Genomic DNA, 15,309 nt, shown 5'->3' on the forward strand with positions numbered 1-15,309 from the left:
AGTTGCTGATATACTTGCCCTGAGCGGAAATAACTGAACACGTAAAATTAATGCAAAAATGCCACCTTGGCACGTCCTATATTCTCCACACCCCACGCAAGAATTGATAAATCAATTCTTATGGTTGTTTGTGGTGTAAGTTATTGAAATTAATTGTTTAAATATCAGAATGGTTTAAATGTTTTTTTTTGAAAATTCATTTCGTTTTTACACTAAATCGTATTAAAGGTGTATTAATAAAATAATACAATCGTATTAAAAGCCCTTGTGCCAATGGTTTCAGGCGGATTAATACAGTATTAATACCGAGTGTATTATTTAGTATTAACGTGATGTTTATAAAGGAATTACTCATTAACTCAATTTGTGAGTGTATTAAACTTTAATACACTGGTTAATACAGTTATAATGCAAATCTATACGTAGTTAATACACTTTTAATACATTGGATAATGTCACTATGGCCAGAAGTAAAGTTGTGCAAGTCCCCTGCGATGCAGGTCTCTATGCCAAGATTGTTGCTTATCGAGAAGAGAAGGGTTTGGAAAAAGATGCTGCTGCCGCGCGAGATTTGATCTTGTTTGCTCTGCGTATTCTTGAGCATAAAGATGATGCCGAGGGGTTATCTACTCGCGAACTGTTAGAGGTGATTCTGACCTATACAGTTAAGGCGCAACACACTAGCAGTCTGGTCTATTACCAGACATACAATGAGGCACCTGTTGATATACAGAATGCTGGTATTAAGCATAAGGACACAATGAGAAAGGCAGAGGAAAAAGTTGAGCAGATTTTAGCGGGCGAAAATAAAGAGGACTAAGTGTCCTCTTTATATATTCATTACATGGTCTTTTCCCCAATATCCAATTTAGGATTGTCGATGTTGGGGCTATGTTCTTTCGTGGTTGAACGGTGGCTATCCATTGCTAAATGTTGATAGTGTTCATCGTGCTTTATTTTATTCGTCGTTACGTTAGTGCTGTCATCTTTCATCGTGATATTTTTTGTGCCTGCAATGTCATTACTCAGTGATTGAATGGCTTTAGATAGGGTATTATCTTTTGTCGTGATGCTATAGATCGCTTCGTTGACTAATTGCTTTGTCGTTTCGACTTTGTTTAAGCCATCAGGTATCAGGTTGGGTTCAATAATAACCGCATGTATATTCTCCTTGCTGAATTTATCCGTAAGGTCACTAGCCAGTTTTGCAGTGTCTTGTGAATTATTGGTATCAAGTACCACTATCACGTTTTCGCGCAATTCATTTGTATTGAATGTTTTAGTGTCATTATTATTGTTTAGCGCAATAACATCAGCCCCGTTTTTATTGTCAGCATTTATCTTAAGTGCATTCTCTACCCCGACAGCGACAATGCTATAGTCTGAATTATTGCCTTTGTTGATCGTCGTGCTGTTCCCCGATTTAGAGCCGAGTATGCGCTTGTTTATTTTAAGCGCTGCAATGTCACCGCTGGATTTATCAAGGTAAGTAATTTCTACTGCCTTGGTCTCATCCTTATCATTGGTGATGTTCGCAATTAATGCGGGGAAGGTCCCACGTTTTTCTGACGAATAAACGGCATCGTGAAAACGTAAGTTTTCATGCTGCTTAACGTCGATGCCTTGCTTGTTTAAATACGTCTGTGCGAGTGAGTTTTCGATAGGTTTCGCTTCATTAAAGTATTGCTTCGCGCGCGCTTCTAATTGACTTTGCTTAACCGGAATGGCATGTGTTAATTCATCATGCTGTGGGTTTTTTACCAGATTATATTTATCGGGTTCGTTCATCATTTTATCGGCTTTATAAAGTGCATCCTTATAACTGCATTTTTCAGCGACCATAATCAGGTTAATTAGGGTGCCTTTATCGCCGGTTTTCCAGTCTTTAAAATAGCCACGATATTGGCCCGTTGTGGTCAATGTTAGGCTCCCCTCTTTGCCAAATGTCAGGTTATCTTTGTCTGATTTATCGTGGTTCGGCTCACCTAAAAGCTGCGTTGCCAGCGATTCACTGTAGGCCGGAAGCTTGGCATTTAGCTCAGTGGCCATCCGTTTTAGATCCACATATCCATTCACATCGAGGTACTTTGGGTTTTCCTGCGGCAAGGGTTTGTCATTAAATAGCGGGGTATGTTCAGGGTAATACTTATCTCTTGTCTCAAGTGCAGAGACTTTATTGGGATCGTTATTGACCCATGAGAGCATCATTTTTTGCGGGTTATCGGTGATGATTTTTACGTGCTTACTGGCACGGGTGATATCGATATACGCGCGCCTTACGTTAGTTAATGCACCTTGGCCCTTAATCGCGGTAATGACATTCTCATAGGTTGCCCCTTGCGCCATATCGGCGGTGCGGGTGTATGCGTAATCCCAATGAGCATCTTTCAACTCTTTGGTTGAGAGCGTTAATGTGTGGTTATCCGTGGATTTGAGCTGCATTTGTTTATCGTCAATGCTGCTAACGGTATAGGTTTTGTTGCCCTGCATTTCACGATCAATATCACTTTTGCGGAGCATAATACTGTCGCCTTCTGCGAGAGGTTGCTCACTCTTGGCCCAAAGGTTCGTGAATTTGTGACCATGATTTTTGGGGAAGAAATGCTTTTCCTCGCCGGTTTTCATATCCGCGAGGGTGAGCATGTTATTGAGCTTATCGACCTTCATAATTTCAAAATAACTGTCTTTACCGGTCGTCAGGATTAACCCCTGCTGATAGGGCAACATGGTCGCCAGTTCCGCCTTACTGGCATGAACTCCGCGTAATCTCGGCACGGTGAATTGCTCGGCACTGAGGCTTTTTTGTTGCTGTAACCCTTGGCGTATTTCGTGGGTAATGTCGTCGCGTTCCTTGTTGGTGTACGCAATGATAAGGGTATTTTCACGCGCTTTAGGTGTTCTGGCCAAGTATTCCAGTGCCACAGTGGCGGGCAGGGCTTCGGTCGCAAGTTGCTGGTTTTTCTTTGGGTTATCAGTTAGCGGCTGCAAAGTTGAAATGATATTCAAGCTTTGATTGATGTTAGCTGTCGCCTGCTTTTCGGGCGTTACCACGTCGTTAGCGGTGGGCGGGGTGTATTGGTCAAAGGGTAATTGTTGCTGAATTTTATCAATAGCGCTTTCGCCCTGGCGATCAACAATATTGTGTACCGCACTCAGTAGTGTGCTGTTTTGTTGGCGCACAATGTCTTTCATGGTGACGCTATTGATTGCACCTTTGTTTAACGCGAGTTCAAAAGGTTTACCCGCTTCTTGGGACGTTAACTGTTTAGTGTCACCCAAAAACACGGCGCGCGCGCCTGTTGTCTCAATCAAATGGGTAAATTTATCCATTTGGGCGTTACTGGTCATCGAGGATTCATCGAGCAAGAACACGGTGTTGGCGTATTGGTCAGGTTTCGCATCTTGGCTTAAAAAGTTGCTTAGGAGTGATTGCACCGTTTGGCTTTCGACGTTCTTGTCTTTGAGTTCGTTAACGGCGGCGTGTGTCGGCGCTAGACCTATGAATTGTGTCGGTGTCTTATCTGGTTGTGTGTTGAGAATGGATTCGCTTTGTTTAACGAGATCGATACCCGTTTCAAGCATGGTCGATTTACCCGTACCGGCTAACCCTTTAACTGCCACAAATCGGTCTTTGGTGGTGGTGATCAATAAGGTCGAGTCTTTTTGGCCATCGGTCAGGTTTTGATTTTGACTGAGTACCTGCGCGGCGTGTTCAACGCTGGTTAGGGGCGCAAGTTGGTCTTTGCCCGCTTGCAGTCTGTCTAAAATACGCACTTCGGTATCGATAGCGGCTTGGGTTGTCCAGCGGGTGCCGTCGTGGTATTCGGCGCTCAGGAGTGAGGGCGCGCCTTTATCCGTGCTGTTCGTGGCCATGTGTTGCAGGGTGTTGATGATTTCATGTTGGGTAATGCTGGTGCCTTTTTCTTCAAAGGCGTACTTGATCGCATTAACAATCAGTTCTTTTTGTGAGTAACCGGCTTCTTTCTCGCTAATGTGCTGGATGGCAAAGTCCACTGCATTGTGAATAAGCCCTTTGTCTTGATGCTGGGCACCAATGGCATTCAGTGCTGCGGTCACATCTTGGGTGAGCAGGGCCGTGGTTTGGCTATTCACGAACTTTTCTGGCATGTCAGCGGCTTGCATGATGCGCGAAATACTGGATGGTTTCACCTCACTTTTTTCTAATCGGTCATCAAATTGTTGTGCCTTGTCGGTGAATATATCGATGTGTTTGATGCCTTGTGTCAGGGTGTCATGTAACCACTCTTTAGAGGCGCTATAGGCTTTAATATTGACGATGTGGTGACTTGCATTAGGGCTGGCATTGCTTGGCGTGGTGGCGTAACCATGATTGAGCGGCGCATGGTGCAATGCACTGGCTTTAACGCTGTGCTGTTTGCCGCTTTCGTCTTTGAGCGTGACCCATTCTTTGGACAGGGCGTTGATCGTATAAATTTGTTTGCTCAAACCACTGTCTTGATGGTTTGTGGCCATGATGAGTTTGTCGCCGTTGGCGATATGTAAATTGTCCGGTTTAGCGATCACGTACTCTGCGGCTTTAAAGGCTTTGCTGCTGGGGTTAATCTCAGATGCTTTACCGTTTTTGTCTATCAGCGTGAGGGTGTTGTTATCGCGGTTTACACTGTCCACCGTCAATTGCTGCTGTTGATTGCGGCCGCCGACTTTTTGCCAGTGGGTGAGTACCATGCCCTTGGTGTACTGGCCGACGACTTCCCGTTGCTGCGCGGATAAGAACACGGGATTAAGGGTAGGGATGTTGAGCCCAAGGCGCGATACATCACCTTGATTTTGCAATTCAGCGCGAATGGCGCTGTTGAGTTGCTTCACATCTTTATGGGTGCCCGCAATGACTTGGGTGTGTTGCTTCTCGGGCAGTTGCGCGTAAGTTTTTGCAATCAGGTTAACCCTGTCACTGTCTTTGCTTTCATGCAGTCGCATGGCGGTGTTGCTTTGTTTGGTGGCGACCCAGTTGCTTTCGTTTACGTTGCCTTTTTTAAGTACCTCGATAGCGTTACCGGCTTTCATGCCTTGCTTGGCATTGGCGTGATTGAGCAAAATCACTTTACTGTTACCCGCTTTGGCTTGCGCGAGCAGGGCATTAAAGTCGTTAAGGCCGAGTTTATTGGCGTTCTCAACCACTAAAATATCGCGGTTAGTGTTGTTGGCCGTTTTAGTAAAGCTGCTGAGTGTGTGTGTGTGGTCAGGTTTGAAGTGGTTCATTATCCACTTGCCAATAGTCGATGAATCGCGTTGCACTCGTTCACTGGTTTGCAGTTTGCTTTTCATGTCAGGGGTAATGATGTGAATACGTTTACCGTTGGCCTCACCGACATTGAGCAGGGCGGTCGCGAGCTGTTCACTGCTACCAAAGACGTTCACTAGGTTAACTTGTTTGGTACTGGCGAACAGTTCAGAGACTTTCTTTTGGTTGTCCGCATTTAAGCCTTTGCCTTGAAGCGTGTTGGTATCGACCACTTGGCGCATGTTGGCCGTTTTTGGCTTGATGCTCTCTAGCAGGTTAGTTTCGGCTTTGATGTGGGCGGCGCTGGTAAAGGTCGCAGACTCTTTATCAAGCGGAATGAGTGCGCCATCTTCAATGTGCTTATCGAGTGCCAATTTAATATCGAGCGCATCGAGCTTCTGGCCTAGTGTAAATTCAAGCGTGGCTGATTCCACTAATTTCGCGTAATTAAAACGGTTTTGGGTGTTACTGGCGTGCTCAATCGCGCGACTCACCGCATCGATAGCGGCGGGTTTGAGCGCTAACGCATTGAGTGATGTTTCTCGTGACATGCTGTCCGTCACGAAGCTTGTCAGGTTAAAGCCGCTGTTATTGGCTTTGTTTTTCCATTGCTCAAACAAGGTGGCTTCGCTGGTATAGGCTTTACTCTTGCGGGTGTCCTTTGCGGCCACATCCCGCGCCGCTTGGGAGTCTAAACCTAAGCTTTGGGTTTGTTCGTTGATTTGCTGGCTACGGGTTGAAAAGGTATCGAGTAAGGACTGCGGGACACCTTCGACTTCAAACAAATTATTACCCAGTGAACGAGTTTGATAACCCGCTTGTTCAACACTGCGGGCTAAGGCGCTTTGATAGAGCGAGGTATAGTATTTTTGATGGTTATAAACCCGCTCACCCGTGCCATTGATGATGCCGCCTTTTTGTTTAAAGCTGCTTGCCAGCGCGCGCAATGTGCCCTCGCTGTCCTTGGTCATGTTGGCGGTGAGTGAGTGGGTGTGCAGCTGCGGATCTTCTTCACGGCTGGTTTTGTGACGCACCATTGCAAACAGCAAATTGCCCGTGTTTTCAAAAGAGGTCGCTTTGGTATCAGGGTTGGTTTGTCTGGCCTGCGCCGCATCTTTCTCGATATGCGATAACGCGAATTTTACCGCGTCATCGTGCGCTGTCATTAAGCGTTTATCGCCGCCCACGAGTGCAAGTAAACTGACGGATTTAGGCGCCGAAAAGGTAAAGTCAAAACCGTTGCGGGCGTTGCTGTTTTGGGTTTTAAGCGTTTGGTCGTTCAGGCTACCGGCTAACACCTCTTTGAGTTGATGTTCTTCAACGGGCTTACCTAACATTCCCTCTTGCTCTGCCAGTTTGCCAAACCATTGGGTATTGGGCTCGGCGCTCTGCTCTTTCAAGTAATAGTTGGTTTCCCCTTCTTTGGCGTCCGCTGCTTTTTCTAACGACACGTCAGGCAAATTGAGGTTCTTTTCTTCACTGAGGTAGTAGCTGGCCGCGCCGCCAGCGCTCGACGCAATGGGACTGATGGAAAGCATAATGATATTCCTTTAGAGGGACCTCGCGCGGGGCGCGAGGTGAACTAATCCGGTAGGTTTATTCTGAGTCGAGTTGGGCTTTGATTTCGTCAGACGTGAAGCCCAGCGCTTTGAGTTCCTTGATGGCTTCAATTCGACGCATGACGTTCATCCGTTCATTGTCATTTTTAGAGGCTTTACGTGAGGGCATTTTCGCCGACAATTCGGGCACTCGTACTGTGGTGTTGAATGAGGTCATCGTTTTAGCTCCTTTAGTCGAGCGATATTTCTTCATGTACTGAGGCTATTTGTTGCTCTTCAAGTCGCTGTGCATCTTCAATGTGCTGGTCATTGGCCTTTTGTTTTTCAGCGGCTTTTTTCTTCTCTGCATCCTTGAGCGCTAACTCAGTCGGTTTGGCCTTTTTCGCATCGATGAGGCTTTGGGCGACCGCATCGGTTTTTTCAGCAAGTTTGGTCATGCGCTGCGCTTCCGCGCTGCGTTCATCATTGTTTTCATCCCCTTCATACATGGTGTCATGAATGCTTTGGAGCTTGGTTTTATCTGCCTTATCGACATGTTGAACCGCACTGAACTGGTGATAGTTCAGACTCCATTCAATCTGCTTTATGTTTTCAGACGGGGTGTAGTTGCGTTTGATAAACGGGGCGCACAGTGAGCGCATTTGGTTAAAGACTAAATCCACTCTTACCACGGGATAATTGCCAGGCGTGCGCAGCCAAAATTGTAAATCTTCAAGCTGCATGATTTCAGAGGGCGTGACCACAGGGCGGGTAATGGTTTGATGGCCCAGTGATACGCCATCCCTGATTTCATTAGCGCCGTAGCTGTATTGCTCTTTAGAAACATCGACTTCTTGCTCGCCTAAATCGTGAGACGAGATTTTGGCCATTTCGTTAGAGGGTGAGCGGAAAAATAAGCGAGTGTTGAGCAAGTCGAACATTTCAAGTGCCGCATTTTCGCCATAGACTTTTTTAAGCTGTGCGAATGACTGAATGCCTATGACATAACAGCCGCCGAACTTGCGCACTTCTGCGATTGTTTCGGCAAGTTCAGGTAACTTGTGCAAGCTTGGTGCTTCATCCATCAACACCCAAATTCTGCGGTCGGGATCTTCGTCTTGTTCTAAAATGGCGGTCGAGGCAATGGATAGCCACATTGAGATCAGTGGCCGCAATGAAGCATGTTGCTGTGCGTTACTGGATAGAAATAGGAAGCCATTTTCGGCATCGTTTTTCACCCACTCACGGATTGAAAATTTGCGGCGAAGGAGTTTTCCCTGTTCGTCCTTTTCATCCAGTCCGGCAAGGAATCGTAATGATTTGATGTAGGCCGCGAGGACTGATTTAATGGATATCGCCGTTTTTTGGATTTTATCTGATACCAGTGAGGCCGATTCGGTCCCTTTAAGATACTCACTTAAGGACTCAAGCTCGCTGGTCAGCATGAGTTCAAGCAGTCGTTCAGTGGTTTGGTTCGCTTTAGGTTCATCTTGCATCTTAAATGCAGTAGATGAAAAAATGGTGCGAGCAGATTGCACCCAAAATGGATCGCCCTCGCCGTGTTGGGGAATGAGCGCGCTCGCCATGTTCTCAAAATCTGAGGGTTCATGCGCATCACACCACACATCCCAATAGGCACAGCGTTCATCAAACGGGTTTAGTAGTACGTCCGTTGCCGGATTATAAAACTTGCTGACAAAGGTACAGCCTTTGTCATAGATAATCGCCTTGTCGCCCCGTTCACGTATCCACGTTAAAAACTTACGCAGCGCCACCGACTTTCCCGCGCCCGTGGTGCCATCGAGCAGTAAGTGTTGAACCTCAAAGCGTTCTTTGAAAATACCGATGCCATCGAGCTTGAAATCGGATTGGCGCTTGTCTTTTTTAAGCTGTTTTGCTAATTCTTTCGGCGTGGCTTTTTGCATGCCCCGAATAAAGTGTTCCTCGGTTTGCTCGTCCCCTTTTCTCTTGAAATACCACATGGCCACGGACAGAAAAACGATGCCAATTACACTGCTTATGAGGAGGTAAATTTGTGTCCACAACCAAAAGCGGCTGTTGGCCGCAATCAGTATCGGGTTTTGCAATTGAGACCCTAACGTACTGGTATAGACAGTGCCTTGCCATTCAGTTTGCATGACATGGCTTTCTGGTCTAAACATGCTAACCGTTTGGTTTATCCAGTAATAATAAGCGCCTGTTAAGGTATCTTTATCAATGAATAGGTAGCATAGCAGCGCTGTTAAGATGAGCACGCCATAACACGTCCAGCGGATAAGCACGGCGTTAATCTGCAGGAACATCCGCAAATTGTGAAATAAAATCTGGCCACCACGGGTGTAGTTACTGCCTTTAGTACGTTTGGGGTTTAAGGTCATGATTAAGGTTCCTTACCTACTACCAGCGACTGTCGTTTTCACAAGGAATGCCGTTATTGTCGCCATCCATTTTGGTGTTGGGACAATGGTTAATGAAATACACCGCTTCTGCTCTTGAGTTCATTTGGCTGCAATGTGTGCGGCCATCACAACGAAAGGCGGTTTGCTTTGGCGTCGAGGTAAGGGGTATTTGTGTGACGAGGTGCTTGGTGGCAAAAGTGGTGAGCACGGGTGGGTAGCTCGGTTGCCACACCGTCGTCAACGTGGAGTAAAAGGCAAGCAATAAACCAACTGATACAAGGGTGCGATTCTGTATCGATAATAGTTTTCCTTTAACTCGAAAGCGTGGATCGGTCGCCATGAAAATCAACCCTAGGGTGGTGCAAGCCCCGAAGATGATGGCAAACCATGTGGTGAATAAGGTAAACATATCCGCCAAGACGGGGTTATGTACTTGATCGCCTAGCGTGCTGGTGTATATCACCCCTTGCCAGTGTGTTTGCACCATCGTTGCGGCGGGCTGCAATAACGCGCGTCCACTATATAGTGCGTAATAATACGCCCCCAGTACGGTGTCTTTACCAAGGAGTAGCCAGCACAACAGTGCTGTCATCACCATAATGCCAAGTATCGTCCAATGGATAATGGATCGATTGGCGCGGTAAATGGTTTTTACCCCCCCTTGAGTGGGGGGAGTGTCATGTTTTAAGGTCACGTCTAGGGTTCCTTTTTCGGTTTATTGCCTTCGAGGGCTTTCTTTTCAGCGAGGCGTTTTTGGTTGGCAGCGCGATACTTTAGGTCAGTAAAGGACAAGAAAGTGCTGTAAACGTTGTACTCCAGTCGGATATGGGTGGTGTCATTTTGAAACTCGGCTTTATCGAGGCGTAATGGCTCCGATACGAAGGGGGCCATTTTTATGCGTGGGTATTGGCGGCTAAGTTGTTCTTCTAGCGCCTTATACTTTTCTAAGGAGCTCGGGAAGGTAAACAGGATGGTTCCTAATGTTTGAGCGTCATCAAAATACAGCGCGGCGTCTTTAAGCTGTGGCTCATTAAACTGCTTGCCATCAACGACATAATAATTCCGTCTATCAGACTGTCCTGATGCAGTGTTTCTGTCTTGGAGTGTGTAGGATTGCTCAACCTCTTGCCTCGTGGATTTGCCCAAGGTGAGGCCGAACAGGGTGGTTTCAGCCTGAGATAAGGGACTTAACAAACACAACAATAGTGCAATTTTATTAATGATCTTCATGAGGTTATCTCTTTGTGATTAAAAGTCATGGCTATTATCACATTTTTGGTCCTGTATTAAAGGGACTTGATTGACGTACTGTTTCAGCCAATTTTTCATCATCACTTCGACTGTCTGGTGGTATTAGATTGTCTGAGGGAATTAGGGCATGCGCCGCTTCCGCATCTGCACGGGCTTGTTCCATATCAATGCTCTGAACATTTGAAGGAGTATGGTCGCGCTCTTCCTTCCAAACATCTTGTCTAATTTCAGCGTTACCTTGCGCAGCATGGCCTTGGATGCGCTCAAATTCGCCTGATTGATAGAGGCTTTCATTAAGCGGCGCAGGAGCATAATGTGGTGATTGCTGTTTATTGACATCAATGTCTGAAGCGTAACGCTCCTGAGCTTGCACAATGTCATCTCTGTTTTGCGGAAATTCATGATTTTTATATTGCTCAGCCATCGCTTTGACTTCAGGGCTGTTTGCAAATTCTTCGACTAGCTGGTTTCTCGTCTCTATCGCTTGAGGGGTTTCGCCCTTGATAACATCCATGAAATCCCCTTCCTGCTCTCTTGCCTTTCCGACGAAATTAACAAAATCCTGATTGAAATCGCGACCAACACTAATTGAGCCACTCTTCACGCTATTGGCTGCATCAGTGTAACTTTGTGCTTCGGTGAGCTGAGATTGGTAGTTTTTAGCTTGGGTTGTTGCTTCGTTAATTCCCTGTAGGAAGCTTTGCGTTTCACCTGCATTTTTACTGTTAGTTTCGCTCGCTTGTTCGCCGCTACTATATGACTTCACGGTGTTAACGTTAGTGCTGAACTGGTCAAGATAGCTTTCTTGGCGACTTGCGCGTTCGCTTTCACTCATGCGCGAGCTGTTAGACTCATCGGTTGACCCTTTGGTGCCTGCATTGGCGGAAACATGTGCGCCAGAACCAAATATTCCACTCCCAGGTGTGCCAACTTTTACCCCCGCTTCTGCGGCTATATACATAGTGGTTAAATCGCTTAAGGCTTGTTCTTCTGACACGTTAAAATCTTTGGCATAAGACTTCACAGTGCTACTCATATCTGAGAAGCCTTTGTTATGGGAACCACTGTCGCCGGTGGCGCTATTGCTGCCATAACTGTTCGATGTATTAACTCCGCTCATTTGACTTAACGCGGCATTGTTGATGCTTGCAATGCTTGTACTGACTTGCTCACCAGAAACCTTGCTGGCATTGATGCTATCAGTGGCTGATTGAGATAATGAGTTTGATAACACATCATTACCGCTGATGTTCACCGGCAAGCTACGACTTAAAGCATTTTGGCCACTAATGACCTGTTTGCCATCATCAAAGGTGGTGGTCTCATAGCCTGTTGCATCTTGCTTGGTGTTGCCATGAATACGTTCAACGCCAGTGGTGTCGATTTTATTGCCGTTGGTGTTGTTGTAGCTGTAGTTATCCACCTGAGCGTTACCCAAATTGATATCGCCACTTGCCGCACTCGCAGAAGTGCGCGCGTTAACGCTGCTCATCATGCCCGCGAACTGATGCGACATACTGCTCATTACCGACGCACCGCCTTTCATAATGAGCGGGACAATTAATGTCGGTACGCTCATCATTAAAAAGCCGGTCATAGCGGCATAGCGGGAGTGCATTTCTTGTAAGGGATCAACGTTGCTTAACGTGATGCCGCCGTAAATGTTAGTGATTTCGGTGGCGTTAAGGGATAAGCGCGTGGTCATAATGAAGTTAATGAGGGCAAACATCACCGGCCATGTGCCTAGGTAGATAAAGCCTTTGAAATAGTTGCCGAGTACTTGAAACGTGAGCGAGGGGATCATGGCTATCGCCACCACTAAAAAGGCGACAGAGCTAAACAGCAAAAACAAAATCGATTGCAGCATGGGCAAAAATTCGCGCGCCTGCAGGGCCATTCCCGCCCACATCGATGTGGTTTGCATTTTGTTTTGCGTATAGGCGTAGTTGAATGCGGCGGCGGTGTTGTTGCTCACCGCTGCATCATCTGCAAGGCCATTTCGCAGGGCGTTAATCGTCATGTTTTGCAGCGTGATTTGCGACGCGCTTTGACTGATATTGGCGTACTTTTGATAACCACTGCTGATGCTGGTATTCAAAAAGCTTTGTTGGCTTGTGGCCTTTTCACCATAAATCCAACTGCCCAGTAACTTGATGCTTTTTGCGCTGTCTGCTTGGAATAGCTGCTTGAGGCGCGGAAGGGCTTCTTTGCAGGTAGGATAGTCATTAGGACCCATTTGAATCGCCCGTAGCGGCGAAGGGTTGTGAGTCGCTAGAAAGTCCCAAATATCCGGTGCACTGGCTAAATCTCGCCATGTGTATTTATTATTGAGTAGCATATCTCCGCGAATACAACTGCTGATGTAGTGCTGCCAATAGCCTTTAAGTTGGGTGTTTTCTATCTCGCTTTGTCTGGATAACTTGTACAGCTCAGAGCCAAACATCATGCCCGTTTTACTGTATTGTTGATCATCCGGTACGTGAGCAATATCTTCCACCGTTTGGGTGGTGGCATACATATAATGCGACGCCCATGAGGCTGGATACGCCACTATCGCGGGCACATTGTCCACGCGATAGTTACCCGTCGGATTGGTTAAATCGGTAATTTGCACTGTGGCGGTGGTGTTCATGGCAAGCAATGGCACGGCAAAGTAAACCGCGCACCATTTCATAATCGCGTTATGGTCACGCTTGATGAAAAAGTGCAGCGCGGTGGCCACAACGGCAAACAGTGCACAGATGCTTATCATGCTGGCAAATGAATCGGACTTGAACAGCACGGCAATGGCATTCATCACTTGCTTGGCCACGTCACCGTTGCTGTAGGTGAAAATCTCAACCGCCATGGTTATCGCTCCCCAAAATTCAAGTTGGCCTTAGCTTTAGCGCTCATGGCGCCCGTTATTTGCTGTTTGATTTGCTGGTTTTGCATAATGAGCTGGTGCTGCGATACGGCCTCATTTTGAGCTTTAGCGGTGAGTCCTTCTAAGAAGCGGTTGGCGTTGATAATGTCTCGTTCGATACGGTCAATGTCTTTGGGATCATTGTTGGTTGCCGTGATAGAAGATTTCACAATCGACAGCATGTTTTGCAGATAGAGGGTAATAAACTGCACGCTGATGATTTTGGCGTAAGTATTGGTTTGGGGCGTGAGTCCAGCTTCTAGTTCAGTGCGTAAAAAAGTCATGATGGGCAGTGTCGTGTATTCGAGCAGCGACTTGTCGTTATCTGTGAGTGGCTGGTCGTTTTGCATCTTACTGGCGATGCCTCTGAGCAAGGTATCTACACGGTATTGCAGGCCGTGGTTACTTTGGATCGTGATCGTTTGTTGTGTCGGTGCAAGACATTGATCAATCGCTTTATTGGTGCACTGATAGGTTTCGGCTTTGCCGCCCTCTAACAGACTATTAATCAGGTTATTGTTGTCGGTCAGCAGTGAGCCATAGCCGCGCGCATTGCCAGTCGCGTCATAGATATATGTACCCGAAATCGACATGAGAAATTCTGCCAAGGTGGGATCGCTGGCAAGGAAGGTGTTTTTTAAAATGGCGGCCCAGACGATGTTGGTGTTTTTGCGCACCATGTCTTTTAGTGCGGGATCTTTCTTGGCGTTATCGAGCTGATTGTTAGCTTGACCGCCCGCGCCGCATTCTTGCTGGCCAGATACCCAATCCGCAAAGGCGTTATTTTGTGTACCCATGGTGGCACAAATGTATTTTTGACTACCTACACCCGCAAACCCCGCCAGTGCCGACACGCCCGCTTGGGCACTCTCGCAAGAATTGATCGACTGATTGAGATACTTATCAGCAATGGCCGTTAGCGTGTCCTTAATCTGTTTGATTTGCGGCGCCCACGTTTGCAGGGCTAAATCGACGGCAAACGGCGCGGCGTTAGCAATAATAGCCTTACCTTGTTGCACCAGCGCGTCAGAGTTAATGTGGCTGAATCCCCCCATAAACATATCAATACCGCCACAGCCTGCGGCAATGCTGGGCATTTGCACACTCACCAGTTGTGCGTCGCGAATGGGGCTGCGCACAAAGAGATTGCCGCCGCTGTAATAGTTGGCGCTTTGGCCTTTGAATGAGCCCGGATTGGTCACGTTCGTGCCATAGCCTAGGCCATTGAAAAAATCGTTTAGTGAACCTGAAACCCCCGCACTATGCGCGTGGGTTGTCAGCAAACATGAAATAGTGACGCCCAGTAGTGTGCGTGTCAGTGCTAAGCGTTTCATGATTTACCCCCTGTATTGCCGCTTATGTTGCCGTTATGGCGCGGGTGTAGTGTGCGTAGCGCACGCAAGCAAACAGCACTTAACAATGCATGCACTGGGACGAGTACAAATTTATAAATGGCTAGGGCCAGTAAAATATTGATGATTAACATCGTGTCCATGAAGGTTGCTCCTAACGCATGCTTGCAATGACTTGTGGGTCATTGAGGGATTGAAGGTAACTTTGTTGAAGCTGCGAGGGCGTCACATCACCGACGGTTAAACGGACAAACTTACGGGTATTGACGTTTATTAAAAATGTGGCGGGCACTGTCACGCTGCGCGGGTTCTCAAAGAAGGTGGCGGCAATGTCTGGCGTGGAAGGAATAGGCACTTCAAAACCTGCTATCCCTTGGTTGTCGAGCGAAAAGGCATAGGTATAGGTGCCAGTTTGCGCCGCAAGCTGTTTCAGTTTCGGGGCGAACTTGTGGCAAAACGGGCAATCAGAGCGAAAGAAAAACACTAACGCGTAATCATTCGGATTGGCTGCAACAGCCGCCCCCATGGGGGTAGCCTTCGCGTTGAAAGAGAATAGAAGAGTCATTAACATTACAGTGATGATGCGTTTCATGGGTATTTT

Annotated in this window: 9 protein-coding genes; 1 reads left to right on the forward strand and 8 read right to left on the reverse strand. The window is 46.9% G+C overall.

Features of this window, described 5'->3' with window-relative positions:
• Nucleotides 1-460 precede the first annotated feature (460 nt).
• The gene (locus tag L2717_RS12865; RefSeq protein ID WP_220773247.1) at nt 461-820 is read left to right on the forward strand and encodes a hypothetical protein; all 360 of its coding nucleotides are present in this window, start codon (nt 461-463) and stop codon (nt 818-820) included.
• 20 nt (nt 821-840) lie between these two features.
• On the opposite strand, the gene traI is transcribed toward L2717_RS12865, so the two are convergent.
• From traI to trbB, 8 genes are all read right to left on the reverse strand, one after another.
• On the reverse strand, nt 841-6,801 hold the full coding sequence (gene traI, locus L2717_RS12870; protein WP_220773246.1) for a conjugative transfer relaxase/helicase TraI: 5,961 nt from the start codon (nt 6,799-6,801) through the stop codon (nt 841-843).
• A gap of 58 nt (nt 6,802-6,859) precedes the next feature.
• Entirely contained in the window at nt 6,860-7,039 is a 180-nt protein-coding gene (locus L2717_RS12875) for a MerR family transcriptional regulator (RefSeq protein WP_220773245.1), read from the reverse strand.
• Nucleotides 7,040-7,052: 13 nt separating this feature from the next.
• Nucleotides 7,053-9,179 (reverse strand): type IV conjugative transfer system coupling protein TraD, encoded by a 2,127-nt coding sequence (traD, locus tag L2717_RS12880; protein WP_220773244.1) that lies wholly within the window; start codon nt 9,177-9,179, stop codon nt 7,053-7,055.
• A 19-nt stretch (nt 9,180-9,198) separates the two neighbouring features.
• Entirely contained in the window at nt 9,199-9,894 is a 696-nt protein-coding gene (locus tag L2717_RS12885) for an excalibur calcium-binding domain-containing protein (RefSeq protein ID WP_220773243.1), read from the reverse strand.
• 2 nt (nt 9,895-9,896) lie between these two features.
• Nucleotides 9,897-10,430 carry a hypothetical protein gene (locus tag L2717_RS12890; protein WP_220773242.1) on the reverse strand — a complete coding sequence of 178 codons (534 nt, stop codon included), beginning with the start codon at nt 10,428-10,430 and terminating at the stop codon, nt 9,897-9,899.
• A gap of 37 nt (nt 10,431-10,467) precedes the next feature.
• Nucleotides 10,468-13,299, reverse strand: coding sequence for a conjugal transfer mating-pair stabilization protein TraG (gene traG, locus L2717_RS12895; protein WP_220773241.1), 2,832 nt, complete (start codon nt 13,297-13,299; stop codon nt 10,468-10,470).
• Between the two features lie 2 nt (nt 13,300-13,301).
• Complete coding sequence (locus L2717_RS12900; RefSeq protein ID WP_012197892.1) at nt 13,302-14,690, reverse strand: conjugal transfer protein TraH; 1,389 nt, start codon at nt 14,688-14,690, stop codon at nt 13,302-13,304.
• Between the two features lie 172 nt (nt 14,691-14,862).
• The gene (gene trbB / locus L2717_RS12905) at nt 14,863-15,234 is read right to left on the reverse strand and encodes a type-F conjugative transfer system pilin assembly thiol-disulfide isomerase TrbB (protein ID WP_246611742.1); all 372 of its coding nucleotides are present in this window, start codon (nt 15,232-15,234) and stop codon (nt 14,863-14,865) included.
• Nucleotides 15,235-15,309 lie beyond the last annotated feature (75 nt).

The organism is Shewanella glacialipiscicola (assembly GCF_023283485.1).
In the GTDB taxonomy this organism is placed as follows: domain Bacteria; phylum Pseudomonadota; class Gammaproteobacteria; order Enterobacterales; family Shewanellaceae; genus Shewanella; species Shewanella glacialipiscicola.

Bases quoted from the DNA above. Each gene is read 5' to 3' on its own strand.
- L2717_RS12865 (WP_220773247.1), top strand. From the start codon at position 461: ATGGCCAGAAGTAAAGTTGTGCAAGTCCCCTGCGATGCAGGTCTCTAT.
- traI (WP_220773246.1), bottom strand. From the start codon at position 6,801: ATGCTTTCCATCAGTCCCATTGCGTCGAGCGCTGGCGGCGCGGCCAGC.
- L2717_RS12875 (WP_220773245.1), bottom strand. From the start codon at position 7,039: ATGACCTCATTCAACACCACAGTACGAGTGCCCGAATTGTCGGCGAAA.
- traD (WP_220773244.1), bottom strand. From the start codon at position 9,179: ATGACCTTAAACCCCAAACGTACTAAAGGCAGTAACTACACCCGTGGT.
- L2717_RS12890 (WP_220773242.1), bottom strand. From the start codon at position 10,430: ATGAAGATCATTAATAAAATTGCACTATTGTTGTGTTTGTTAAGTCCC.
- traG (WP_220773241.1), bottom strand. From the start codon at position 13,299: ATGGCGGTTGAGATTTTCACCTACAGCAACGGTGACGTGGCCAAGCAA.
- L2717_RS12900 (WP_012197892.1), bottom strand. From the start codon at position 14,690: ATGAAACGCTTAGCACTGACACGCACACTACTGGGCGTCACTATTTCA.
- trbB (WP_246611742.1), bottom strand. From the start codon at position 15,234: ATGGGGGCGGCTGTTGCAGCCAATCCGAATGATTACGCGTTAGTGTTT.